General features: G+C 52.9%; 24 protein-coding genes and 2 pseudogenes. 18 read left to right on the forward strand and 8 right to left on the reverse strand.

The window, feature by feature from the left end:
- Positions 1-32: 32 nt before the first annotated feature.
- From QMG90_RS11675 to QMG90_RS11685, 3 genes and pseudogenes are all read right to left on the reverse strand, one after another.
- Positions 33-1,154, reverse strand: a pseudogene (locus QMG90_RS11675) (IS3-like element ISSen4 family transposase).
- A 33-nt stretch (positions 1,155-1,187) separates the two neighbouring features.
- Positions 1,188-1,601: an SMODS domain-containing nucleotidyltransferase gene (locus QMG90_RS11680; protein WP_283279785.1), complete on the reverse strand. Its 414-nt coding sequence runs from the start codon at positions 1,599-1,601 to the stop codon at positions 1,188-1,190.
- A gap of 797 nt (positions 1,602-2,398) precedes the next feature.
- Complete coding sequence (locus tag QMG90_RS11685; RefSeq protein WP_049025764.1) at positions 2,399-3,121, reverse strand: YagK/YfjJ domain-containing protein; 723 nt, start codon at positions 3,119-3,121, stop codon at positions 2,399-2,401.
- A 418-nt stretch (positions 3,122-3,539) separates the two neighbouring features.
- On the opposite strand from QMG90_RS11685, the pseudogene QMG90_RS11690 reads away from it, so the two are divergent.
- From QMG90_RS11690 to add, 3 genes and pseudogenes are all read left to right on the forward strand, one after another.
- A pseudogene (locus QMG90_RS11690) lies at positions 3,540-4,004 on the forward strand (glucose PTS transporter subunit EIIB); the annotation flags it as partial.
- Between the two features lie 68 nt (positions 4,005-4,072).
- Positions 4,073-5,245 (forward strand): MalY/PatB family protein, encoded by a 1,173-nt coding sequence (locus QMG90_RS11695; protein WP_283279787.1) that lies wholly within the window; start codon positions 4,073-4,075, stop codon positions 5,243-5,245.
- Positions 5,246-5,339: 94 nt separating this feature from the next.
- Positions 5,340-6,341 (forward strand): adenosine deaminase, encoded by a 1,002-nt coding sequence (gene add / locus QMG90_RS11700; protein ID WP_283279788.1) that lies wholly within the window; start codon positions 5,340-5,342, stop codon positions 6,339-6,341.
- 37 nt (positions 6,342-6,378) lie between these two features.
- Here add and QMG90_RS11705 read toward each other — a convergent pair whose 3' ends face one another.
- Positions 6,379-7,419, reverse strand: coding sequence for an oxidoreductase (locus QMG90_RS11705; RefSeq protein ID WP_283279789.1), 1,041 nt, complete (start codon positions 7,417-7,419; stop codon positions 6,379-6,381).
- 152 nt (positions 7,420-7,571) lie between these two features.
- Here QMG90_RS11705 and blr point away from each other — a divergent pair, with 152 nt between their 5' ends.
- The 13 genes from blr (at position 7,572) to gstA (ending at position 19,107) form a co-directional block, all read left to right on the forward strand.
- On the forward strand, positions 7,572-7,709 hold the full coding sequence (gene blr / locus QMG90_RS11710; RefSeq protein WP_283283947.1) for a division septum protein Blr: 138 nt from the start codon (positions 7,572-7,574) through the stop codon (positions 7,707-7,709).
- 115 nt (positions 7,710-7,824) lie between these two features.
- Positions 7,825-9,225 (forward strand): glycoside hydrolase family 1 protein, encoded by a 1,401-nt coding sequence (locus tag QMG90_RS11715; RefSeq protein WP_283279790.1) that lies wholly within the window; start codon positions 7,825-7,827, stop codon positions 9,223-9,225.
- Between the two features lie 231 nt (positions 9,226-9,456).
- Entirely contained in the window at positions 9,457-9,672 is a 216-nt protein-coding gene (gene ydgT / locus QMG90_RS11720) for a transcription modulator YdgT (protein ID WP_283279791.1), read from the forward strand.
- An 84-nt stretch (positions 9,673-9,756) separates the two neighbouring features.
- A complete protein-coding gene (locus tag QMG90_RS11725; protein WP_283279793.1) occupies positions 9,757-10,197 on the forward strand; it encodes a DUF2569 domain-containing protein in 441 nt (146 codons plus the stop codon).
- Positions 10,198-10,273: 76 nt separating this feature from the next.
- Positions 10,274-10,855 (forward strand): electron transport complex subunit RsxA, encoded by a 582-nt coding sequence (gene rsxA, locus QMG90_RS11730; RefSeq protein WP_054180759.1) that lies wholly within the window; start codon positions 10,274-10,276, stop codon positions 10,853-10,855.
- On the forward strand, positions 10,855-11,433 hold the full coding sequence (rsxB, locus tag QMG90_RS11735) for an electron transport complex subunit RsxB (RefSeq protein ID WP_283279795.1): 579 nt from the start codon (positions 10,855-10,857) through the stop codon (positions 11,431-11,433). The genes rsxA and rsxB overlap by 1 nt, the downstream gene beginning before the upstream one ends.
- Positions 11,426-13,267 carry an electron transport complex subunit RsxC gene (gene rsxC, locus QMG90_RS11740; RefSeq protein WP_283279797.1) on the forward strand — a complete coding sequence of 614 codons (1,842 nt, stop codon included), beginning with the start codon at positions 11,426-11,428 and terminating at the stop codon, positions 13,265-13,267. Before rsxB ends, rsxC begins: the two co-directional genes overlap by 8 nt.
- A complete protein-coding gene (gene rsxD / locus QMG90_RS11745; protein ID WP_283279798.1) occupies positions 13,268-14,320 on the forward strand; it encodes an electron transport complex subunit RsxD in 1,053 nt (350 codons plus the stop codon).
- Between the two features lie 9 nt (positions 14,321-14,329).
- Positions 14,330-14,950 carry an electron transport complex subunit RsxG gene (rsxG, locus tag QMG90_RS11750; protein WP_283279799.1) on the forward strand — a complete coding sequence of 207 codons (621 nt, stop codon included), beginning with the start codon at positions 14,330-14,332 and terminating at the stop codon, positions 14,948-14,950.
- 4 nt (positions 14,951-14,954) lie between these two features.
- Positions 14,955-15,656 carry an electron transport complex subunit E gene (locus QMG90_RS11755; RefSeq protein ID WP_283279800.1) on the forward strand — a complete coding sequence of 234 codons (702 nt, stop codon included), beginning with the start codon at positions 14,955-14,957 and terminating at the stop codon, positions 15,654-15,656.
- Entirely contained in the window at positions 15,653-16,288 is a 636-nt protein-coding gene (gene nth / locus QMG90_RS11760; protein ID WP_283279801.1) for an endonuclease III, read from the forward strand. Before QMG90_RS11755 ends, nth begins: the two co-directional genes overlap by 4 nt.
- Before the next feature lie 599 nt (positions 16,289-16,887).
- On the forward strand, positions 16,888-18,393 hold the full coding sequence (dtpA, locus tag QMG90_RS11765; RefSeq protein ID WP_283279802.1) for a dipeptide/tripeptide permease DtpA: 1,506 nt from the start codon (positions 16,888-16,890) through the stop codon (positions 18,391-18,393).
- A gap of 108 nt (positions 18,394-18,501) precedes the next feature.
- Positions 18,502-19,107 (forward strand): glutathione transferase GstA, encoded by a 606-nt coding sequence (gstA, locus tag QMG90_RS11770; protein ID WP_283279803.1) that lies wholly within the window; start codon positions 18,502-18,504, stop codon positions 19,105-19,107.
- A 105-nt stretch (positions 19,108-19,212) separates the two neighbouring features.
- Here gstA and tyrS read toward each other — a convergent pair whose 3' ends face one another.
- The 4 genes from tyrS to anmK form a co-directional block, all read right to left on the reverse strand.
- Positions 19,213-20,487, reverse strand: a complete 1,275-nt coding sequence (gene tyrS / locus QMG90_RS11775; RefSeq protein ID WP_283279804.1) for a tyrosine--tRNA ligase — start codon at positions 20,485-20,487, stop codon at positions 19,213-19,215.
- Between the two features lie 125 nt (positions 20,488-20,612).
- Positions 20,613-21,269: a pyridoxamine 5'-phosphate oxidase gene (gene pdxH / locus QMG90_RS11780; RefSeq protein WP_054180891.1), complete on the reverse strand. Its 657-nt coding sequence runs from the start codon at positions 21,267-21,269 to the stop codon at positions 20,613-20,615.
- A gap of 57 nt (positions 21,270-21,326) precedes the next feature.
- Complete coding sequence (gene mliC / locus QMG90_RS11785; protein ID WP_283279805.1) at positions 21,327-21,650, reverse strand: C-type lysozyme inhibitor; 324 nt, start codon at positions 21,648-21,650, stop codon at positions 21,327-21,329.
- 90 nt (positions 21,651-21,740) lie between these two features.
- On the reverse strand, positions 21,741-22,865 hold the full coding sequence (gene anmK, locus QMG90_RS11790; protein ID WP_283279806.1) for an anhydro-N-acetylmuramic acid kinase: 1,125 nt from the start codon (positions 22,863-22,865) through the stop codon (positions 21,741-21,743).
- A 289-nt stretch (positions 22,866-23,154) separates the two neighbouring features.
- On the opposite strand from anmK, the gene slyB reads away from it, so the two are divergent.
- A complete protein-coding gene (gene slyB / locus QMG90_RS11795) occupies positions 23,155-23,622 on the forward strand; it encodes an outer membrane lipoprotein SlyB (protein WP_038153976.1) in 468 nt (155 codons plus the stop codon).
- A gap of 249 nt (positions 23,623-23,871) precedes the next feature.
- Entirely contained in the window at positions 23,872-25,236 is a 1,365-nt protein-coding gene (locus QMG90_RS11800; RefSeq protein ID WP_283279807.1) for a sensor domain-containing diguanylate cyclase, read from the forward strand.
- Positions 25,237-25,289: the final 53 nt, after the last annotated feature.

Below are 25,289 nucleotides of genomic sequence, written 5' to 3' on the forward strand. Positions count from 1 at the left end.
CTCTGACCTGCCCCCACGATTAGATACAACACTCAGTTAGTAACGCCGGAATCTTCATTCTCAGAATGACCCTTTCTCCAGCCCGCTGCAAATTCAGACGGTGTCTGATAATTCAGCGTGGAGTGCGGGCGGCATTCGTTATAATCCTGCCGCCAGTCATTAATAATTTTCCTGGCATGAACGATATCGCTGAACCAGTGCTCATTCAAACATTCATCGCGAAATCGTCCGTTAAAGCTCTCAATAAATCCGTTCTGCGTTGGCTTGCCCGGCTGGATTAAGCGCAACTCAACACCATGCTCAAAGGCCCATTGATCCCAGTGCACGGCAAGTGAACTCCGGCCCCTGGTCAGTTCTTATCGTCGCCGGATAGCCTCGAAACAGTGCAATGCTGTCCAGAATACGCGTGACCTGAACGCCTGAAATCCCAAAGGCAACAGTGACCGTCAGGCATTCCTTTGTGAAATCATCGACGCAGGTAAGACACTTGATCCTGCGACCGGTGGAAAGTGCGTCCATGACGAAATCCATCGACCAGGTCAGATTGGGCGCCGCCGGACGGAGCAGCGGCAGACGTTCTGTTGCCAGCCCTTTACGACGTCTTCTGCGTTTTACGCCCAGGCCACTGAGGTGATAAAGCCGGTACACGCGCTTATGATTAACATGAAGCCCTTCACGGCGCAGCAACTGCCAAATACGACGGTAGCCAAAACGCCTGCGCTCCAGTGCCAGCTCAGTGATGCGCCCTGATAAATGCGCATCAGCAGCCGGACGGTGAGCCTCATAGCGGCAGGTCGACAGGGATAAACCTGTAAGCCTGCAGGCACGACGTTGCGACAGACCGGTCGCATCACACATCAACATCACGGCTTCCCGCTTCTGGTCTGTCGTCAGTACTTTCGCCCAAGAGCCACCTGAAGCGCCTCTTTATCCAGCATGGCTTCGGCAAGCAGCTTCTTGAGTCTGGCGTTCTCTTCCTCAAGCGACTTCAGGCGCTTAACTTCAGGCACCTCCATACCGCCATACTTCTTACGCCAGGTGTAAAACGTGGCATCGGAAATGGCATGCTTGCGGCAGAGTTCACGGGCGGGTACCCCAGCTTCGGCTTCGCGGAGAATACTGATGATCTGTTCGTCGGAAAAACGCTTCTTCATGGGGATGTCCTCATGTGGCTTATGAAGACATTACTAACATCGGGGTGTACTAATCAACGGGGAGCAGGTCACCTCTATATGGAAAGAGTCAAAAACAATCTGCACTACTAATCGATCAACCTTGACTTCTTGCTGCGAAAAGGTTTGTTTTAAAGCATCTTTTACATCACGAAGTAAACGTCGTTGAGGATTCAAACCTACTTGATAAGCCTCCCACAACCCTGAAGGCATAATGTACAGCATATCTAAATCTGACGTTTTGCTGACCGCCGTACGACGACCTGCTGAACCAACCTTCAGTCGATTATTGAAACCGTTTTCAGTTTCCCGAAACCTTATGTTAAGCCTTCTTGTGGCATTTTTATAATGTGTTGCAATTGCCGTCATTCGTTCATTAGGTATTTTCAAATTGTCCAGGAAAATACGAAACATCTCTGCTGTTTGCATCTAATTATCCTTAACTGTCCAGAGGTTACACAATGTGCTGGTACTAACGCTAGTAATCACACCTTTTCATTACTTTCGTAAAATCAAGCACTTTTGAAGCCTGCATTTTAGAAAGCTTTAGAAGGCATACGGAGGCTAATGCTAATACAAAAAGTGTGTTTTTCATCCTTTTTCACACAATTACATAATCTCGAATAAAATACTAATTATATCAATAGACTACACATTGCATAGAGAACTAAAGAAGGTCTTGACCGAGCAAGGAAGGTAGGTAAAAGTTAGGCGGTTGCAACAGATATTCGTAAGCGACTTCTGGAAGCCAATATGAAGAGGTCTCAGCCAAGCAAAAAGTGGGATTAAGTCTTCCTACGATCAAAGGGAACTGGAACATGCATCAAGAATGACGGGCACGTTCCAACAACCCAAAAACAAGACCGCGAGCGAAGCGAGTTCCGTCAAGCGAAGCGAAGACGGATAGTTAGCGTTGATTAAAAAACATACGGAAATGTACTGTTTTTTCTATATATAAAATATAAATATTATAAACAGTACATAGTACACAGACACTCACTACGTTCGTGTCCCTCGCTTCGCTCGGAATTTTGAAGGAATGTATTATTCTATAAGCAAAGCAACTATAGTTGAACTATCATGCATCTGACCGAAGCATAAAGTTAACCAGCTACAAATTATGCCTTAAAACGCTATGAGCGAGGCTGTAAGCGATTTTCATGATATGGGTAATGCGATTGCATACCTTGGAAAGAAAAACGCGCTACGGGCTTCCTGTGCGATATTTACGAATTTAGTGCTTTACAACTCAATTTTGATGTTGAGTACATGCGTGTTCCCTTCCCTGTTTGCGCTTTACCACGTTCTTTTGCCAGGTAAGAAAGCCAGAATACCGGACCTTCGAGTGATGAAGGATGTTCACGATGAATGACGTAGTGATCGGGATAGTCTTTAGTGGCTTTAGACAAGTTTACCAGCGTTGCTTTACCACCTGTCAGTTTCATCCAGATTTCCGTAATAATACCAGCGATCCCTCTTTCTGGCGTTCCAAACCATCTTACCGAACGATGTGGAAGTGCAATCCAGCAATGGTAATGGGGTTGTGAAGCCTTTTCCTGTTCGCAAACCCAACCGTAAGCAAAATCGATGATAGGTTCTGATAAACCGTTGTTTCCAGACTCCAGGCGGTCACGTAATCGTTTGAACAGGTTGCGTATGTATTTGTTACCTGCTTCAACAGAAGTGAACTCAGGGAGGTGGAGATCAAAACGGGTCAGGAACACTCGACTGTAGAGCTTCAGGATTGCGTTCAGTTCGTTGATTGTTGAAATAAGTATGTCATGACGAACACCAGAGCCGATTCTTGTGTTAATCCGGTATGCATGACCATCATGAACAAAGGAGTTGCCATTAATTGTTTTGTAACGTCCGTGTTCATGGTAGACGGTACGAAAACTTGTTGCCGATAAAACCGACGATTCGAATAGGGTTTGTGATTGTTGCATCATTGTTAAATTAACCTTTTTGTACTCAGAAAGAGATCACACCTCCTACATAGTTACTACCTAAAACCACGGTAAAACGATGGCATTTGCGATAGCGCAAAGCCGCCTTGCATCTGACGTTGGGGATGTTTTCGAGGAGAGAAATACTACGGAACAAAGTTTACGGAAATATTTATAATAACTCATTATCATATCAGAAGGAGTGAAAGGGGGCAACGGAAATCATGCCTTGATAAAAGAGGGATGATGATTGTGTGGGGTGTTGGTAACAACGGAGAAATTCAAAGGGATTTACAATCTTGTCTTTGGCTTCCTTCCGGCATACACAGTTGAGTGGGAGCTGTAATTTTCAACATTGCAGTAACCTGATTGTTCACAGTGTACATCGGCAAATATCAATTATACCTATTACACTTCAGTGAACACCGACGGCAACGTCATTGATTTCGTGGTCTTTGGTATCCTGCACGGTTTGTCGACCAAGTGGTATCTGGTGCCGGTGGTGGCCGCTATCTGGTTTGCGGTGTACTACGGTATCTTCCGTTTTGCCATCACCCGCTTTAATCTGAAAACGCCGGGTCGCGATATCGACACCAGCACGGTGGAAAAAGCCGTTGCGGGCGTGACGGGCAAATCAGGCTACAATGTGCCGGCTATCCTTGCGGCGCTGGGCGGCGCGGAAAACATCGTCACCCTGGATAACTGCATTACCCGCCTGCGTCTGTCAGTCAACGACATGTCAAAAGTGGATGCGGCGGCGTTGAAAGCCAACCGCGCAATTGGTGTGGTTCAGCTTAACCAGCACAATCTGCAGGTGGTGATTGGCCCGCAGGTCCAGTCGGTGAAAGATGAAATGACCACGCTGATGAATACGGTGCAGGCATAAAACGCCCTTTCCCCCTTCGTAAAGGAGGGGGAAACTGACGCTTGCGCACAACGATTAAGGACGCTCTGATGTTTGATTTCTCCACTCCCATCGACCGACACGGCACCTGGTGCACGCAATGGGATTACGTCGCCGACCGTTTCGGTGCCGCCGACCTGCTTCCCTTCACCATCTCCGACATGGATTTTGCCACCGCGCCGTGCATTATTGACGCCGTCAGCCAGCGTCTCGCTCACGGCGTTTTCGGCTACAGTCGCTGGAAGAACGACGAGTTTCTCGGCGCTATCGCTCACTGGTACGCCAGCCGTTTTAACAGCCAGATTGACTGTGGATCCATCGTTTACGGGCCGTCGGTGATCTACATGGTGTCGGAGATGATCCGCCAGTGGTCCGCACCGGGCGATGGCGTGGTGGTCCACACCCCGGCATACGATGCGTTCTATAAAGCGATTGAGGGAAATCAGCGCCACGTGGCCGGTGTGTCGTTAATCAAACGCGGCAACGACTGGCATTGCGACATGGATCAGCTGGAACAGACGCTGTCACAGCCGCAGAACACGCTGCTGTTATTGTGCAGCCCGCACAACCCGACCGGCAAAGTGTGGACCCGCGAGGAACTCGACGTCATCGCCGCGCTGTGTGAAAAACATCATGTGCGGGTCATCAGCGATGAGATCCATATGGATATGGTGTGGAGCGACCATCCGCATATTCCCTGGAGCGAGGTTGCCCGCGGCCCGTGGGCGCTGTTTACCTCGGGCTCAAAAAGTTTCAATATTCCGGCATTTACTGGCGCATACGGGCTGATTGGCGATGCCAACGCGCGCGAAGCGTACCTGAATGCGCTGAAGGGTCGCGACGGGCTCTCTTCCCCCTCCGTCCCGGCGATTGTCGCGCACATTGCCGCCTACTGTGATGGCGCCCCCTGGCTCGACGCCCTGCGTGCGTATCTGCAGGACAACATGCGTTACATCGCGCGTGAGCTGAATCAGGCATTCCCGGAACTTTGCTGGCAACCGCCGGAATCGACTTATCTGGCGTGGATCGACCTGCGTCCGCTGAATATTGATGACCGGGCATTACAGAAGCAGCTTATCGAAACGCAAAAAGTGGCGATCATGCCGGGCTATACCTACGGTGACGACGGCATCGGGTTTGTCCGTCTCAACGCCGGATGCCCGCGGGTGAAGCTGGAACAAGGCGTGCAACGACTCATCGCCGCCCTGCAATCCTTCCGCTGACAATTTGCGCAACAAAACTTTTTGTTGCGCAAAATAGCTTTCTCGCCGCATTTATTTTTATAATGGTCCGCACTTTAACTAAAACGGTGCGACCATGATTGATACTAACCTTCCCCTGACCGACATTCATCGCCACCTTGATGGCAACATCCGTGCGCAAACCATTCTTGATCTTGGTCGCCAGCATAATATTGCCCTGCCTGCCGATACGCTGGAAGCGCTGCGTCCGCACGTTCAGGTCACCAGCAACGAGCCCGATCTGGTGAGCTTCCTGTCCAAACTTGACTGGGGCGTAAAAGTCCTCGCCTCGCTGGAAGCCTGTCGCCGCGTCGCGTATGAAAACGTGGAAGACGCCGCGCACAATGGGCTGCATTACGTCGAGCTGCGTTTTTCGCCAGGCTATATGGCGATGACCCACCAGTTGCCGATCACCGGGGTTGTTGAAGCAGTGATTGCCGGAGTGCGTGAAGGCAGCCGTGATTTCGGCGTCGACGCGCGCCTGATTGGCATCATGAGCCGGACATTCGGCGAAACCGCCTGTCTGCAGGAACTGGACGCCCTTTTGGCGCACCGTGACGGCATTACGGCGCTGGATCTGGCAGGTGATGAGCTAGGTTTTCCGGGCAGCCTGTTCCTCAATCACTTTAACCGTGCCCGCGATGCTGGCTGGCGGATCACCGTGCATGCCGGTGAAGCAGCGGGCCCGGAAAGTATCTGGCAGGCGATCCGCGAACTGGGTGCCGAGCGTATTGGTCACGGCGTGAAAGCGGTTGAAGATCCGGCGCTGATGGATTTCCTCGCCGAACAGCGTATTGGCATTGAATCCTGTCTGACTTCGAACATTCAGACCAGCACGGTGCCGTCACTGGCCCGGCATCCGCTGAAAACATTCCTTGAACACGGCATTCTGGCGAGCATTAATACCGACGATCCGGCGGTTCAGGGTATCGATATTGTTCATGAATACAACGTTGCCGCCCCGGCAGCCGGACTGAGCCAGGCACAGATCCGTCAGGCGCAGATTAACGGGCTCGAGAGCGCGTTTCTGTCAGCGCAGGAAAAACAGGCGCTGCGGGATCGGGTGAAAAACGGCTAAGACAAAAAAGCCGCTCGGCTGAGCGGCTTTTACATTATCAGGTCAGACACAGCGTGGAGCGATGCTTCGCGGACTCAATGCCCAGTTCGATGAGCTCCATAATCTGGATCGCCTGGCTCGCCGGAACCGGATTCTCCCCGGTACCGTTCAGCGCATCGCGGATCGCCGCATAATATGCCGGATAGTTCCCCGGCTGCGTTAACCACGTTGTTTCGACGCGCTCCTCACCATCCACGCGGGTCAGCACGCCATCGCGCGTATCATGACCCCAGTCTTCCTGCGGCGGACGTTCGCCGTTTTTCAGCCGATCCTCCTGGGGATCAAGGCCGTATTTCACATAGCTTGCCCGTGAGCCATGGATGATATAACGCGCAGTTTCGGCAGCCGCCAGCAGCGTGCCGTGCAGCACGATACGGCGCTGTGGATAGGTCAGAATGGCGTGGAAATAGTCAGTAGACTGCGCGCCCGGACGCAACTGTGCCAGATCAACCGTCAGGCTGACCGGCAGGCCAAACAAGTTAACCGCCTGGTCAAGCAGATGGGGACCTAAATCATACCAGATGCCGCTGCCCGGGCCGCCCATCTCGCGCCAGCGATTACGCACCTGCGGACGATAGCGGTCAAAGTGCGATTCAAAGTACGCCACTTCCCCCAGGGAGCCGTCAGCAATCAACGCTTTCACGGTGAGAAAATCGCTGTCCCAACGGCGGTTATGAAACACCGACAACAGTCGTCCGACGCTGCGGGCCAGCGCATCCAGCTCACGCGCCTGTGACAGTGTCACGGTGAAGGGTTTGTCGACCACCACATGCTTACCCGCTTCCAGCGCGGCTTTCGCCAGCGGGAAATGGGTGTCGTTCGGGGTGGGAATGACGATCAAATCAATGCTGGGGTCGTTAAATAAATGCTTCGGCTCAGCAACCACCTGCACGTCAGGCCAGTCGGCTTTCACTTTGGCTTCATCACTGCTGGAGACGACCGCCAGCGTCATTCCCGGTGTTCCACTGATCAGCGGCGCATGGAATGTCTTACTGGCGTAGCCATAACCTATTAATCCGACACGGATGTTGTCACTCATGTTGCAGCCTCTCATTGATAGCGTCGGTCTATTTCACAACATCTGCCTGAGCCTCACAACCGAATAATTCGCATAGAAATATTTTCAGGGCTTGCATCCTTATCGCGGGTGAGTAAGATTTGCCGCCTGTATTCACTTTTTCCTTAGAAATCATGTCGTCAGTATTATCTCGTATTGTAGAACTCATGGGCTGGATCACTGTGGGTGTTTGCGTTTTATTGCTTATTATTGCTCACCATATCGATAACTATCAGGCACCGGAACCCACTGTCGCCCTGCAAAATAAATGATTGCCGTTTCAGACCGTGAGCGCGATCGCAAGGATGTAACCGGTTTCTGAAACCGGTTGCACTTATCTCATCATCCTTCCTACACTGCCCTTATCTCATCGATAAGGAGTGAATCATGTCTGCATTTCCCAAACATTTTCTATGGGGCGCCGCCACCGCCGCTTACCAGGTGGAAGGCGCGCACGACGCCGACGGCAAAGGCCCTTCCATCTGGGACCGCTTTTCGCATATTCCGGGAATGACTTACCAGAACACCAATGGCGACGTGGCGGTCGATCACTATCATCGTTTTCGCGAGGACGTCGCGCTGATGGCGGAAATGGGACTGCAAAGCTACCGCTTTTCGATCTCCTGGCCGCGCTTGCTGCCCGGCGGGCGTGGTGAAATCAATGAAGCAGGTGTTAAATTTTACAGCGACCTGATTGACGCCCTGCTGGCTCACAACATTGTACCGATGATCACGCTGTACCACTGGGATCTCCCGCAGGCGTTGCAGGACGAAGGCGGCTGGGAGGCCCGTTCCACCGCAGAAGCGTTTGAGGAGTATGCCCGGCTGTGCTACGCCCGGTTTGGCTCGCGAGTGAAGCTGTGGGCCACCTTTAATGAAACGATTGTTTTTATTGGTCACGGCTATATCACCGGCAGTCATCCGCCGTCAGTGAAAGACCCTGTCCGCGCCATTCAGGCCTGTCACCACGTCTTTATCGCTCATGCGCTGGCGGTAAAAGCATTTCGTGAGATGGCGATTGATGGCGAGATTGGTTTTGTCAACGTGCTGCAGCCGCATACGCCGTTGACCGATAAACAAGCTGATCGCGACGCGTCCGCGCTCGCTGACGCCATTCATACGCACTGGCTGTACGATCCGGTGTTGCTGGGCACTTATCCTGCCGGACTGCTGGCGCAAACGCAGGCGCTGTGGGGCGTTCCCCGCTTTGCCCCCGGCGACGATGCCCTGTTGCGTGACAATCGCTGCGATTTTATCGGGCTCAACTATTATCGCCGGGAAACGGTCGTCGCCAGTGAAGAGGAAACGCGGCAACAAAGTAATAACAGCGGCGAGCCTGGCAGCGGCGGCGAGTTTGGTTTCAAAGGGTTGTTTAAGTTTGTACGTAACCCGGACGGCGTGTATACCGACTGGGACTGGGAAATCTGGCCGCAGGGATTAACCGACGGCATAATGATGATCAAAGAAAGATACGGTGATATTCCCGTCTATATCACCGAAAATGGGTTAGGCGCAAAAGACCCAATTATTAATGGCGATATTGTCGATGATCCACGAATAGACTATCTACGAATGCATATTAACGCGCTGGAAAAAGCGATTGATCTTGGCGCCGATGTGCGGGGATATTATCCATGGTCATTTATTGATTTACTAAGTTGGTTAAACGGCTATAAGAAACAATATGGCTTCGTTTATGTCGATCATAATCAAGACCTGGTGAGAAAACGTAAAAAGAGCTTCTTCTGGTATCAGAACGTTATTGCCAGCCGTGGTGAAGAGCGTTAGTCTTCCTGAACGGGCGCCGTCCGGCGTCCGATCATCACTCAAGAAAAATCTTAAAAAACCAATAATGACAGGTCTGTCTGTTAATCCGCTTGTCTTTGGGTTATGTACCCTAAATAATAATTGAACATCGCCAGTACATCGCACCCCTGTCAGGGATGCCGCTGATATAGTTTGTTATGTCGAGACTTATTAGCGGCAAATAAACGCATTATAAAAGGGATACTTTTAATTATGACCGTCCAGGATTATTTGCTCAAATTTCGTAAAATCAACTCACTTGAAAGTCTGGAAAAGCTTTTTGATCATCTGAATTATTCTCTGGATGACAACAGCGAGATCATCAGCATGTATCGCGCTGCCGACCATCGTCGCGCTGAACTGGTCTCCGGTGGTCGCCTGTATAATATTGGCGAAGTGCCGAAATCCGTGTGGCGATACGTGCAATAAATTCTGTCCTCCCGGGTGCCAGTTGCTTTATACTTCTGCCCCTGCTTTGAAGCAGGCAACTGGCGCTGATTTTCAGGAGAGGTCATGTCCGAAAAAAATGCTCAACGTATTGGTGGATGGCTACTGGCCCCACTGGCCTGGCTATTGCTGGCGCTGCTGAGCGCATCGCTGGCAGTGGTGCTGTATGCCAATGCGCTGCTGTCTCCGCAGACGTTTACGGTGTTGCGGCAGCAAAGCACGCTCAATCTGGGGCTGTGGATCCTGTCTTGCGCCTTTGCGGCAGGAATGTGGTATTACACCCTCTGGCTGGCGATTGCGTTTTTTAAGCGTCGTCGGATTGTGCCGAAACATTATATTATCTGGTTATTGATTTCGGTCCTGCTGGCCGTTAAAGCATTTGCGTTTTCCCCTGTTTCAGACACACTGGCGCTGCGCCAGTTGCTGTTCCCGCTACTGGCGGCTGCCCTGATGGTGCCCTACTTTAAGCGCTCCATGCGGGTAAAACGCACCTTTGTTAATCCGTAATAACCGTACAGTTTCCCTGTTGTCGCCTGTTGCCGTTTAGCGGATAATAGGCGGCTTTGTATTTTTCAGGTGAATAATGGCTGACTATCTGCTGCTTTTTATTGGCACAGTCCTCGTCAATAACTTCGTACTGGTGAAGTTTCTCGGGCTGTGTCCATTCATGGGCGTTTCTAAAAAACTGGAAACGGCTATGGGGATGGGACTGGCGACCACCTTTGTGATGACGCTGGCGTCCGTGTGCGCCTGGCTTATCGATACCTGGATCCTGATCCCACTGAATCTTGTCTATTTAAGAACGCTGGCCTTTATTCTGGTCATCGCCGTGGTGGTACAATTCACGGAAATGGTGGTGCGCAAGACCAGCCCGGCGCTGTACCGTCTGCTGGGGATTTTCCTGCCGCTGATTACCACCAACTGCGCCGTGCTGGGTGTGGCGCTGCTGAATATTAACCTTGGGCATAATTTCCTGCAGTCCGCACTGTACGGATTTTCCGCCGCCGTCGGCTTCTCGCTGGTGATGGTGCTGTTTGCTGCAATCCGCGAACGCCTTGTCGCTGCGGATGTGCCCGCCCCGTTTCGCGGTAATGCCATTGCGCTGATTACCGCAGGATTAATGTCTCTGGCCTTTATGGGCTTTAGTGGTCTGGTGAAGTTGTAATGAATGCTGTCTGGATAGCCGTCGCTGCGATTAGCCTGTTAGGGCTGATTTTCGGCGTCATTCTGGGATATGCCTCGCGTCGCTTTGCGGTAGAGGACGATCCTGTTGTGGAAAAAATTGAAGAGATTTTGCCACAAAGTCAGTGTGGCCAGTGCGGATACCCGGGATGCCGCCCCTACGCCGAAGCCGTAGGGATTCAGGGAGAGAAAATCAATCGCTGTGCGCCTGGTGGCGAAGCGGTGATGCTGAAAATCGCTACCCTGCTGAACGTTGACCCCCAGCCCATTGACGGCGATGAACAGGCCCTTGAGCCTGTCCGCATGCTGGCGGTAATTGATGAAAACAATTGTATCGGGTGCACCAAGTGCATTCAGGCTTGCCCGGTTGACGCCATTATTGGCGCGACGCGAGCCATGCATACCGTGGTGAGCTCCCTTTGTACTGGCTGCAATCTCTGTGTCGATCCCTGCCCGACGCGCTGCATTGAGCTGCGTCCGGTCGAGACCACCACGGAGAGCTGGAAATGGAACCTGCAGACCATTCCGGTACAGATTATTCCAGTGGAACAACATGCTTAAGTTATTTTCCGCTTTCCGCAAAGAGCGAATCTGGGATTTCAACGGCGGTATTCATCCCCCGGAAATGAAAACCCAGTCCAACGGGACGCCACTGCGACAGGTTCCACTGGCGCAGCGTTTTGTCATTCCCCTGAAACAACATATCGGCGCTGAAGGCGAACTGTGCGTCAGCGTTGGCGATCGCGTTTTGCGCGGTCAGCCTCTGACCCGCGGCCGGGGCCGCATGTTGCCGGTGCATGCGCCGACGTCCGGTACTGTCACGGCGATTGCCCCGCACTCCACTGCACACCCGTCGGCGCTGGCCGAACTGAGCGTGATCATTGATGCCGACGGCGAAGACCGCTGGATTGAGCGCGACGGCTGGAACGACTATCAGAACCGATCCCGCAGCGAATTGATCGCACGTATTCATCAGTTTGGCGTCGCCGGATTAGGCGGCGCAGGTTTCCCGACCGGCAATAAACTGCAGGGTGGCGGCGATAAAATCGAAACGCTGATCATTAACGCGGCGGAATGCGAACCGTACATCACCGCCGATGACCGCCTGATGCAGGATTGCGCGGCGCAAATCATCGACGGCGTGCGCATTCTTGCGCATATTCTGCAACCACGCGAAATCCTGATTGGCATTGAGGACAACAAACCACAAGCCATTTCGATGATGCGGGCAGTGCTGGCGGGTTCGCACGACATTAGCCTGCGCGTGGTTCCGACCAAATACCCGTCCGGTGGCGCAAAACAGCTGACGCAGATCCTGACGGGTAAACAGGTTCCGCATGGCGGGCGTTCCTCTGACATTGGCGTACTGATGCAAAACGTCGGTACCGCCTATGCCGTGAAACGGGCCATTATTGACGGCGAACCGCTGACGGAGCGCGTGGTCACCCTCACCGGTGAAGCGGTCTCCCGACCAGGTAACGTCTGGGCGCGCCTCGGTACGCCGGTTCGTCATCTGCTGGATGACGCGGGTTTCTGCGCCGGTAGCGACCAACTGGTGATCATGGGTGGCCCGCTGATGGGCTTTACCCTGCCGTGGCTCGACGTGCCGGTGGTGAAAATCACCAACTGTCTGCTGGCCCCGTCAACAGCAGAAATGGGCGAGCCGCAGGAAGAAAAAAGCTGCATCCGTTGCAGCGCCTGTGCCGATGCCTGTCCGGCAGATTTGCTGCCGCAACAGCTGTACTGGTTCAGTAAAGGCCAGCAGCACGATAAAGCCACTGCGCATCATCTTTCTGACTGTATCGAATGTGGCGCCTGTGCGTGGGTATGCCCGAGCAACATTCCGCTGGTGCAGTACTTCCGTCAGGAAAAAGCGGAAATTCGCGCCATTGCTGATGAAGAAAAACGCGCGGCAGAAGCCAAAGCGCGCTTTGAAGCCCGCCAGGCACGCCTCGAGCGCGAAAAACTGGCACGTCAGGCACGGCATAAAGAATCTGCCGCACAGCCAGGCAAAACCGATCAGGCTGCTATTTCTGCGGCATTAGCGCGGGTGCGCGAGAAAAAGCAACAGGCGACAGAAACGCTGGTGATCAAAGCCGGAACACAGCCGGATAACAGCGACGTTATTGCCGCCCGCGAAGCACGTAAAGCGCAGGCTCGTGCACGTCAGGCGGAAAAATTGCAGGACGACAACAGCGCCACGACGCCTGCGGTTGATCCGCGCAAAGCTGCCGTTGAAGCCGCCATCGCCCGCGCCAAAGCGCGTAAAGCGGAACAGCAACAAGCGCCTGCCGCTCCGGCGGAAAGCGAAGATCCACGAAAAGCCGCTATCGCCGCCGCCATTGCGCGAGCGCAGGCAAAGAAAGCTGCTCAGAAAGTCGCGACAGAGGAATAAATGGTATTCAGAATCGCAAGCTCCCCTTATACCCATAACCAGCGTCAGACCTCACGCATCATGATGCTGGTTCTGCTGGCGACGGTTCCTGGTATTGCTGTACAGAGCTGGTTTTTCGGTTGGGGAACGCTGATACAACTCCTTATCGCCGTGGTAACGGCGCTGGTTGCCGAAGCGGCGGTACTGCGTTTACGTAAACAACCTGTTGGCGCGACGCTCTCCGATAACGCCGCGCTGTTGACTGGCGTGCTGCTGGCGATCAGTATTCCGCCTTTCGCCCCGTGGTGGATGGTGGTGCTGGGTACCGCGTTTGCCATTATTATCGCCAAGCAGTTATACGGCGGACTGGGTCATAACCCATTTAACCCGGCGATGATTGGCTACGTGGTGTTGCTGATTTCATTCCCGGTGCAAATGACCTCGTGGCTGCCGCCGCACAGTATTGCCGCCACGACGCCGGACCTGCTGGACGCCGTGCAGATTATTTTCAGCGGCGACGCATCGTCCGGGCATGATATGAACAGCCTGCGGATGGGCATTGACGGGATCAGTCAGGCCACACCGCTCGACACCTTTAAAACGTCTCTGCGTGCCGGACACAGCGTTGAGCAGGTTCTGCAAATGCCGATTTACGGCGGCGCACTGGCGGGGATTGGCTGGCAGTGGGTGAACCTCGCGTATCTGGCGGGGGGACTGCTGTTATTGTGGAAGAAAACTATTCGCTGGCACATTCCGGTCAGTTTTCTGCTGAGCCTCGCCGTCTGCTCGACGCTGGGCTGGCTGTTCTCGCCGGAGACGCTGGCTTCGCCGCAGATGCATTTGCTGTCCGGTGCCACTATGCTCGGCGCGTTCTTTATTCTGACCGATCCGGTTACCGCCTCCACCACCGATCGCGGCCGTCTGATTTTCGGCGCGCTGGCTGGTCTGCTGGTGTGGCTGATCCGCAGTTTTGGCGGCTATCCTGATGGTGTGGCCTTCGCCACCCTGCTGGCGAACATTACCGTTCCGCTGATTGATTACTACACGCGTCCGCGTGCTTACGGACACCGTTGAGGAACCCTGATGCTTAAGACAATGCAAAAACACGGTCTTATTCTGGCGCTGTTTGCCGCGGGCTCGACGGGTCTGACGGCGGCGATCAACCAGTTGACCAAAGGGACCATCGACGAGCAGGCTGCGCTACAGCAAAAGCAGTTGTTTGATCAGGTGCTTCCTGCCGAACTGTATGACAACGATTTACAAAAAAGCTGCTATCAGGTAACAGTGCCTGCGCTGGGCAAAGGCGTGCATCACCTTTATATTGCCAGTAAAGATGATCGTCCTGTCGCGGCGGTGATTGAAGCCACGGCGCCGGATGGCTATTCCGGTGCGATCCAACTGCTCGTTGGTGCAGATTTCAAAGGCACCGTATTAGGTACTCGTGTGACGGAACACCATGAAACGCCGGGCCTTGGCGACAAAATCGAACTGCGCTTGTCTGACTGGATCACCCATTTCTCTGGTAAAGCCATTCATGGGGCTGATGACAGTCACTGGGCGGTGAAGAAAGACGGCGGTGATTTCGACCAGTTTACCGGCGCGACCATCACCCCTCGCGCGGTGGTGAATGCTGTGAAACGTGCCGGTTTGTATGCGCAGACGTTGCCTGCGCAGCTGCCTGAACTGAGCGCCTGTGGAGAGTAAGACCATGAGCGAAATAAAAGACGTTATCGTCCAGGGACTGTGGAAAAACAACTCTTCCCTGGTGCAATTGCTGGGTTTGTGTCCCCTGCTGGCGGTCACCTCAACGGCGACTAACGCGCTGGGGTTAGGTCTTGCCACCACACTGGTGCTGACGCTGACCAACCTGTTCATCTCTCTGCTGCGCCACTGGACGCCGCCAGAGATCCGCATTCCCATCTACGTAATGATTATCGCCTCGGTGGTGAGTGCAGTGCAGATGCTGATCAACGCCTACGCTTTCGGTCTGTACCAGTCACTGGGGATTTTCATCCCGCTGATTGTGACCAACTGTATCGTGGTTGGCCGCGCCGAAGCGTTTGCCGCCAAAAAAGGACCGGCGCTTTCCGCGCTCGATGGTTTTTCTATCGGTATGGGCGCGACCTGCGCCATGTTCGTTCTTGGCTCGCTGCGTGAAATTATTGGTAACGGAACGCTGTTTGACGGCGCCGACGGTTTGTTAGGCAACTGGGCAAAAGTGCTGCGCATTGAAGTCTTCCATACCGATTCGCCATTCCTGCTGGCGATGCTGCCGCCCGGCGCATTTATCGGGCTCGGCATGCTACTGGCGCTGAAATACCTGATCGATGAACGTGCTAAGCAGCGCAAAGCAAAACGTGACGCAATTGTTACAGCCCCTTCAACGGATGTCACAGGGAAGATCGGATGAACAAAGCAAAACGGCTGGAGATCCTCGCCCGGCTGCGGGAAAACAATCCTCACCCGACCACCGAACTGAATTTCGGCTCGCCGTTTGAGTTGCTGATCGCGGTGCTGCTGTCTGCACAGGCGACCGACGTCAGCGTCAACAAAGCGACGGCAAAGCTTTACCCGGTGGCGAACACCCCACAGGCAATGCTTGAGCTTGGCGTAGAGGGCGTGAAGTCGTACATCAAAACCATCGGTCTGTTTAACAGTAAAGCCGAGAACGTGATAAAAACCTGCCGCATCCTGCTGGAGCAGCATGGCGGTCAGGTGCCGGAAGACCGAGCGGCGCTGGAAGCGCTGCCCGGCGTGGGTCGCAAAACCGCCAATGTGGTGTTGAACACCGCCTTCGGCTGGCCGACCATCGCTGTGGATACACATATCTTTCGCGTCTGTAACCGCACGCAGTTCGCGCCAGGCAAAAATGTGGAACAGGTCGAAGATAAACTGCTAAAAGTGGTTCCGGCAGAATATAAGGTGGATTGCCATCACTGGTTGATCCTCCACGGACGTTACACCTGTATTGCCCGTAAGCCCCGCTGTGGCTCCTGCATTATTGAAGATCTCTGTGAATACAAAGAGAAAGTGGATCTCTGACGATTCCCCCTGCGGTGCAGCGCCTGCTGCACCTGCGTTGAGTATTCCGCTTAACCCCTCTTTTCCTGCCAGGTTTTCCGAAAAACACCGACACATTCTCTGCCTGTTAAACGTGCAGTCAGGTTAATCGTTTTTTTCTAAGAAAAAATTTCTATATAAATGTGAAGTCGATCACCTGTGCAACACCGTGTTAATTTTATGTTGCGTAAAAGCCGCGAATTTGCTGGTTTAACAACTGGTTTTCATTTCACTACCGGACAATTCACCAGCATTTTTTAAGAAACCAGCCCATATCACTAACTTTTTACCTTGATAGCAGAACATATCGCCATCACCCCAATACGGGTGGCTTTACGTAGTGGAAAAAACCACCAAACCAGAAACAATGAAATTTAACGCTAAATAACATTTAGATGACCGGACGATTATACCACTCCGCTTATGTGTAACAGAGTATTACAAAGCACTTGCCTGGCGGGACAGGATAGTGAACATTACCCCGCGTTTCCCCTCCAACTATAACTATAAGGCGGGTGCGTTTTTCAGCATCACGCCCAGAACTCCCCCATTTACTATGGGACGTAAAAAAAGAGGTATATGTGTCAACTGCAAACAATAAACCAGCAGAAAGCGTTAGTCTGAATGCTTTCAAGCAACCGAAAGCGTTCTATCTCATCTTTTCTATCGAATTATGGGAACGTTTTGGTTATTACGGCCTGCAAGGGATCATGGCCGTTTACCTGGTTAAACAACTGGGTATGTCTGAAGCGGATTCAATTACATTGTTCTCTTCCTTTAGCGCACTGGTTTACGGTCTTGTAGCGATCGGCGGCTGGCTGGGCGATAAAGTTCTGGGTACAAAACGCGTTATCATGCTGGGCGCTATCGTTCTGGCGATTGGTTATGCGCTGGTCGCGTGGTCGGGTCACAACGCCGCGATCGTCTATATGGGGATGGCGACCATCGCCGTCGGTAATGGTCTGTTCAAAGCCAACCCGTCTTCCCTGCTCTCTACCTGCTACGAGAAAAATGACCCACGTCTGGACGGTGCATTCACGATGTATTACATGTCCGTGAACATCGGTTCCTTCTTCTCTATGCTGGCAACGCCCTGGCTGGCCGTTAAATTCGGCTGGAGCGTCGCGTTCGCACTGAGCGTGGTCGGTATGCTGATCACCGTCGTGAACTTCGCGTTCTGCCAGAAGTGGGTGAAGCAGTACGGTTCTAAACCAGATTTTGCGCCGGTTCACATGGGTAAACTGCTGGCGACACTCGCGGGTGTGGTCGTTCTGGTGGCAATTGCGACCTGGCTGCTGCACAACCAGGGTATCGCACGTATCGCGCTGGGCGTGATTGCGCTGGGTATCGTGTGCATCTTCGCGAAAGAAGCATTCGCCATGCAGGGCGCAGCGCGTCGTAAGATGATCGTTGCCTTCATCCTGATGCTTGAAGCAGTTGTCTTCTTCGTTCTGTACAGCCAGATGCCGACTTCACTGAACTTCTTCGCGATTCGTAACGTTGAGCACTCAATCCTGGGTATTGCGTTCGAGCCGGAACAGTATCAGGCGCTGAACCCGTTCTGGATCATGATTGGCAGCCCGATTCTGGCGGCAATCTATAACAAGATGGGTGACCGTCTGCCGATGCCGCACAAATTTGCGATCGGGATGATGCTGTGCTCTGGCGCATTCCTGGTGCTGCCACTGGGTGCCAGATTCGCAACCGATGCCGGTATCGTCTCCGTGAACTGGCTGATTCTGAGCTACGCGCTGCAGTCCATCGGTGAACTGATGATCTCCGGTCTGGGTCTGGCGATGGTGGCACAACTGGTGCCGCAGCGTCTGATGGGCTTCATTATGGGTAGCTGGTTCCTGACCACCGCTGGCGCCGCGATTATCGCGGGTAAAATCGCCAACCTGATGGCCGTACCGGAAAACGTGACTGATCCGCTGATGTCGCTGGAAGTGTATGGTCGCGTCTTCCTGCAGATCGGTATTGCAACCGCAGTGATTACTGTGCTGATGATGCTCACCGCGCCGAAGCTTAACCGCATGACGCAGGATGATGACAACGCAGAAAAAGCGAACGAAACCGCCACCGCATAACGTCATCGGGAAACGAATAAAATTAAGCCGCTAACTTCGTGTTGGCGGCTTTTTTTTTATTCCAGGGGGCACTAACATAATGCAAACCGCTGCCAAAAGGAGTTACCCATGAAATTGTTTTATAAACCCGGTGCATGTTCGCTCGCATCACACATTGTGTTGCGTGAGAGTGGCCTGGACTTCACGCTGGAAGGTGTGGATCTGGCAAAAAAACGACTGGAAAACGGCGATGATTATCTGCTGGTAAATCCCAAGGGTCAGGTGCCGGCTCTGCTGCTTGATGACGAGACGATCCTGACAGAAGGCGTGGCGATCATGCAGTACATTGCCGACCGCGTGCCGGACCGGCAGTTGCTGGCAGCAACGGACACCCTCAAACGTTACAAAACACTGGAATGGCTGAATTACGTCGCGACCGAACTGCATAAAAGCTTTACCCCACTGTTCCGCCCGGACACGCCAGAAGAATACAAACCCACTGTCCGCGCGTTACTGGAGAAAAAGCTGCAATACATTAACGAAGCACTGAAAGATGAGCAATGGATTTGCGGCTCGCGTTTCTCCATCGCCGATGCTTACCTGTTTACCGTGCTGCGCTGGGCGCGTGCGGTGAAGCTGAATCTGGAAGGCTTAAGCCACGTGGCTTCGTATATGGAACGTGTCGCAGCGCGCCCTGCGGTGGCGGCGGCAATGAAAGCGGAAGGGTTGAACTAAAACTGTCTGTTTTGGCTTTGCCCGGCGGCGCTGCGCTTGCACGGGCCTACGCGTTTTGTAAGCCGGGTAAGCACAGCGCCACCCGGCGTGATTTACATAACCCGATTACTTCCAGCAGATCAGGCAGTAATTCTTTTTACCGCGGCGCAGTAAGGTGTAGCGCCCGAACAGACGATCGCTGTCGGTAAAGGTGTATTCCGGATTAGCCTGTTTTTCACCGTTAATAGTGACGGCATTAGACGCAACCGTTTTGCGCGCCTGACCGCGTGACGGCTGCAGTTCGGAATCTACCAGCGCCTGCAACAAGTCTGCGTCTTTCGTCATTTCAACCATCGGTACGCCATCCTGTGCCAGCTGTTCAAAATCCGCTTCACTGAGATCACTCAGCGTACCGTTGAACAGACTTTCAGTGATGCGTTTCGCCGCAGCCAGACCTTCTTCACCATGTACCAGACGCGTCACTTCATCCGCCAGTACGTACTGAGCGCGCGGCGCTCTACCGCTGTTTTTGTCCTCTTCTTCCAGGGCATTGATAGCTTCAATATCCATAAAAGTGAAGAATTTGAGGAAGCGGTAAACATCCGCATCAGCGGTGTTGATCCAGAACTGGTAGAACTTGTATGGACTGGTTTTCTTCGGATCCAGCCACACCGCGCCACCTTCGGTTTTACCAAATTTGGTGCCGTCCGCTTTGGTGATCAGCGGAACCGTCAGACCAAACGCCTGGTTCTGATGCAGACGACGTGTCAGATCGATACCCGACGTAATGTTGCCCCACTGGTCGGAACCGCCGATTTGCAGCACGACGCCATGCAACTTGTTCAGGCAGGCAAAGTCATACCCCTGCAACAGGTTGTAGGAGAATTCGGTGAAGGAAATCCCGACATCGTCACGGTTCAGACGCTGTTTCACCGCTTCTTTGTTGATCATCTGGTTAACAGAGAAGTGCTTACCGATATCGCGCAGGAAGGTCAGCACGTTCATGTTGCCGAACCAGTCATAGTTGTTCGCCGCGATGGCGGAGTTGCTGCCACAATCGAAATCGAGGAACGGCGACACCTGCTTGCGGATTTTGTCTACCCACTCCTGCACGGTCTCTTCGGTATTCAGCTTACGCTCGGTCGCTTTAAAACTGGGATCGCCAATCAGCCCCGTCGCACCGCCCACCAGCGCAACCGGTTTGTGACCCGCCAGCTGGAAGCGTTTCAGGCATAACAAAGGAACAAGATGCCCCAAATGCAAGCTGTCAGCGGTGGGATCGAAGCCGCAATAGAGCGCGATCGGGCCTTGCGCCAGTCGCTCTGCTAACGCTTCCTCGTCCGTCACCTGAGCCACCAGGCCCCGCTCTTGCAATTGTTTAATCAAGTTACTGCTTGCCATCAAATTCTCCATGTATAAACGGACTGCACCTCTGCCGGTACACGACTTTTCGTCAGATACGAAAGTTTCATAGAATAAAGCGCCAGCCCTTCTTGTGCCAGCGCTTAACGCAACATTTTTAGGGTTTATGGTGCCAGGCGATCGATTTTCCAGGCGTCGCTATCACGCTGATATAAAAAACGGTCATGCAGACGATGTTCGCCACCCTGCCAGAATTCCATTTGCTCGATACTGACGCGGAAACCGCCCCAGAAACTCGGCAGTGGAATTTCGCCCTGCTGAAACTTTTGCTTCAGTTCGAGGAATTTGCTTTCGAGGATCCCGCGCGCGGAAATGCGGCTCGACTGTTTTGAAACCCAGGCGCCGATCTGGCTGTCGCGCGGGCGGCTGTGGAAGTATTTCACGACTTCCAGCGTGGAAAGTTTTTCGGCTTTGCCGATGACCATCACCTGACGTTCCAGCATGTGCCAGGGAAACAGCAGGCTGATCCGTGGATTCTGTTCAATCTGATGCGCCTTGCGGCTGCCGAGGTTGGTGTAGAACACCAGCCCTTTTTCATCATAGTGTTTGAGCAACACAATGCGCTGATAGGGCTGACCGTGTTCATCAACAGTTGCCACTACCATTGCCGTCGGATCGGCAAGTTTCGCATCGCAGGCCTGGCGTAACCAGCGTTCGAAAAGGGTTAACGGTTCTTCGGGAAGATCGCGGCGGCGAAGGCCGCCACGGGTGTATTCTCTGCGCAGATGCGCGATTTGTTGCAGTTCATCATTATCAGGCATGGCGTTCGAAATCATCATCGTTGGGAGGCGTTATTGTGCGCTCCCTGCCTGAAAATCTCAACGTTGCGGATTTTGTAACTGACAGTTATTCAGGACGATGCGGTCACGTTTGTAGACGGTTGCTGAGTCCCCTTTCGACCAGAAAACGTATACGCCATCGGTATAACGGGCACCGGAAGCGGAAAGCCCCTGTTTCAGCGTACGCAATTGGTTGTCATAAATGAAACTGACTTCCTCGCGGGAGTTATTGAGGTTAACGGTGAGCGGTTTTTCCTCGCACTGGTATTCCAGTTTGTCCGTCTGCATGCGTTCCACGAACTGGTTATAGTAGCTACAGCCCGCGAGCATAAAGGGAATAACGGCAATCAGTAGATTTTTCATGATCGATCCTGATGACTTTCCTGGTCCTGGAGGGCAATGCCCTACGTGAATCATTCCATTTTAACGACAGCCCTGTCATCAGGATTTCAGTTAACTCTGATTCTTACGTGGGTTCGCCGGGTAAATCGCCCCCAGCACAGACGCCTCCGCCGCGCCGGTGACCGACGGCAGATTGCCCGGCAATCCGGCGAGGGTACGCCACGCAAGCCAGGCGAACGCCAGCGCTTCCATATCATCGCCACTGATGCCCGCTTCGTCGGTGGTCGTGACTTCCGTCCCCGGCAACATGCCTGCCAGCCTTGCCATCAACAGCGGATTACGGCTGCCGCCGCCACACACTAACAGCCGCTCGCAGCCGCCGCTCAGCAACACTTGTTCGCTGATGGTAATCGCAGTCAGTTCCGCCAGCGTCGCCTGCACATCCTGCGGTTGCAGCGCCGGATGACGCAGCAGATGCCGCTCCAGCCAGCTCAGATTAAAATACTCGCGGCCCGTGCTTTTCGGCGCAGGTAAAGCAAACCACGGATCGCTGAGCATATCCTGCAACAGCGACAGGATCACTTTCCCGCTTCCCGCCCATTCCGCGTCTTTATCATAAGGTTTGCCGCGCTGACGCCAGATCCACGCGTCCATTAGCATATTTCCCGGCCCGGTGTCGTAGCCACGCACCGGCTGACCAGGAATCAATAAGGAAAGGTTGGCGATACCGCCAATATTCAGCACCATGCGGCGCTCAACTGGATGGGCCAGCAACGCGTTATGGAATGCCGGAACCAGCGGCGCCCCCTGCCCGCCAAGCGCCATATCGCGGCGGCGAAAATCACCCACCACAGTGACACCGGTACGTGCCACAATCTGATTGTTATCACCAATCTGCATAGTATGCGCGGCGGAGCCGGTTGGCTCATGCCAGACCGTCTGACCGTGGCAACCGATGGCAACGATATCCTCTGCCAGTAACCGCTCCTGGCTCATCAGCGCCAGTACGGCATCCGCGAACAACCGTCCTAACTGCACGTCAAGCCGCCCCAGTTGCGAGAGCGTCAATTGCTGTCCCTGGCAAATGCCCAACACGGCTTCTTTCAGCGGCGCGGGGATCGGATAAGTCAGACTGGCCTGCTGGGCGACCATCGTTTCATCAATGGCGGCAAGCACGACATCCACTCCATCAAGGCTGGTACCTGACATTACGCCAATATAGCGACCCGATTTCATATGCCTTCCTTAGTAAGGTTTTAAGAATTAACACTCCACCATAAAGCGTTTCGCATTGCTACGATGCAATAATAGATTTTAACAATCCCTCGCAGAATAACACGAAGGTGCTGTATTCAATTTTTACACAGCGGTGGTATCCGCCCTCGTTTATCTTTGGTTAAATGTCGTTTTGCTATTATTTTTGGAATCTGCAGACAGATCAGATGCCCTGCTGCGTGCAAATACCATATAATTGCATGATGACGGATGCTCGACCGAGCGTTACATGTGAACAGGAGATTCATAAATGATGTTACGTATTTTAGCCGTTTCTATGGTGGGTTTATCACTGGCTGGCTGTGTCAGCAGCAGTGGCCTGTCCGGAGACGTTTATACCGCATCCGAGGCAAAACAGGTTCAGAACGTGACCTACGGAACCATTGTCCACGTGCGTCCGGTCCAGATTCAGGGCGGTAATGATACCAACGCCATTGGTGCCATTGGCGGTGCTGTACTGGGTGGTTTCCTCGGGAATACCATCGGCGGCGGTACGGGTCGCTCGCTGGCAACGGCCGCAGGTGCCGTTGCAGGTGGCGTTGCAGGCCAGGGCGTTCAGGGTGCGATGAACAAAACCCAGGGGGTTGAGCTGGAAATCCGCAAAGATGACGGCAACACCATTATGGTTGTGCAGAAACAGGGTGATACCCGCTTCTCTGCCGGGCAGCGTGTTGCAATGGCCAGCAATGGTAGCCAGGTGACCGTTTCTCCACGTTAATCTCTTCCTGCGTGGCGCGCTCTGCGCCACGCTTTTTCTGTTTTACCTGCGCTGACACTTTTTTATTCTTGCTTAATCTTTCAAACAAATGATTACCATAAAAATGGCATTCAGAATTTTCGCGAATGCTTTATTTGTTCAGACGCAATATTTTCTGATAAATAAAAAGATACACTCTCTGTAACGCGGGAAGGATACCTGCACAATTTGGGCTGCATATTGCAGTCCGCTTACATTGAGATGTCTATTATGCTTAACGCTACGCGACGCTATTCACGCCACGCCTTTCTGTTTATTACTATTTGTATTACCGCTGTTTTTATCTTCTTTTACCTGTCAATGTTAACCATCAGGCATACACCGGGGATCAGCACCGTCATATTTCCGACGATGACGATATTTCTGTTAGTGTTTCATGCAATGGTCGCAGGCTTCATGCTTATGAAGTATATCTGCGAAAGACGACGCTTGTATCTGATGCCCATCGCCTGTGCCTTCGCCGGTTCCGCACTGCTGATGTTGGGCACGCTCAGCAGCTATCCGCAGTGGTATTTGTGTAACGCAGGGCGCTTAATTAATTACAATGATGCGATTATTTTCTACTTTTTCCGTAACATTATGATGGCAACATTATTTGTCGCCTCTGTCATATTATTCAAATTTCGTAGCCGTGATATGCATGCACGACATATTCATGCATGGATATTATTTGCCATTATCACATTCACAGCATCAATGATTGCGCTCTCCTGGTTTTACTCCAGCAAATCCTCATTACTCAATGTGAGTTTCATTGATAATTTAACCTATACTTTTACGCCACTGTGGCGAAATATTATTGGCTGGGGTCTGGTGGCGATGTGGTGCGTAACCCTCGCAATTCTGGTTTATATTTCGCGGTTGCGGAATATATTCTGGTACAGCGGCGGTTTCTTTTGCGTCTGTTTTATCGTGACGCTCGCGGTTTTACTGTCATCTGATCACAGCGCCGGTTACACCTGGTATCAGGCCCGCTTTATTGAAACTGTCACGACGCTGTTCCTGATTTTTGTCCTGCTGTGCGACGTGTTCAATCTCTACCGCAAATCTCACGACAAGTATCTCGATTCTTATCAGAATTCGATTCGCGACCCGCTGACCCGGCTTTACAACCGCAGCTACTTTTACGATACGTTAACTCAGCAGTTGCCTGGCACAACCCCTGCCCGTCAACTATCGGTCATCGTCAGCGATCTTGACCGTTTTAAACGCATTAACGACCAGTACGGTCATCTGCAGGGCGATAAGGTGATCCAGTTTGTCTCCGGCGTGTTGCAGAACGCTGTACGCGACGAGGATGTTGCTGCGAGGATCGGCGGCGAGGAATTTGCTCTGCTGCTGACCAACACGTCTGCCGACGAGGCGCTGAACGTGGCGGAACGTATCCGCCAGACTATTTGCCAGCAGGATCCGCAAAACAGCGGCGGCCAGTTGCCTGAACCGGTCACCATCAGCATGGGGGTCTTTACCGCGGCGGAGTATGATTTATCAGCTGAAGAGTGCGTGCAGCGCGCCGATCAGGCGATGTACGCCGCCAAAGAAGCTGGACGCAACCGTGTGGTCGTCTGGCAGTAAATCAGAAAAAGAAAGGCCCTGCGATTGCAAGGCCTTTGATTTATTCAGAGGAC

Origin of the sequence: Trabulsiella odontotermitis, assembly GCF_030053895.1 — a bacterium.
GTDB lineage: Bacteria > Pseudomonadota > Gammaproteobacteria > Enterobacterales > Enterobacteriaceae > Trabulsiella > Trabulsiella odontotermitis_C.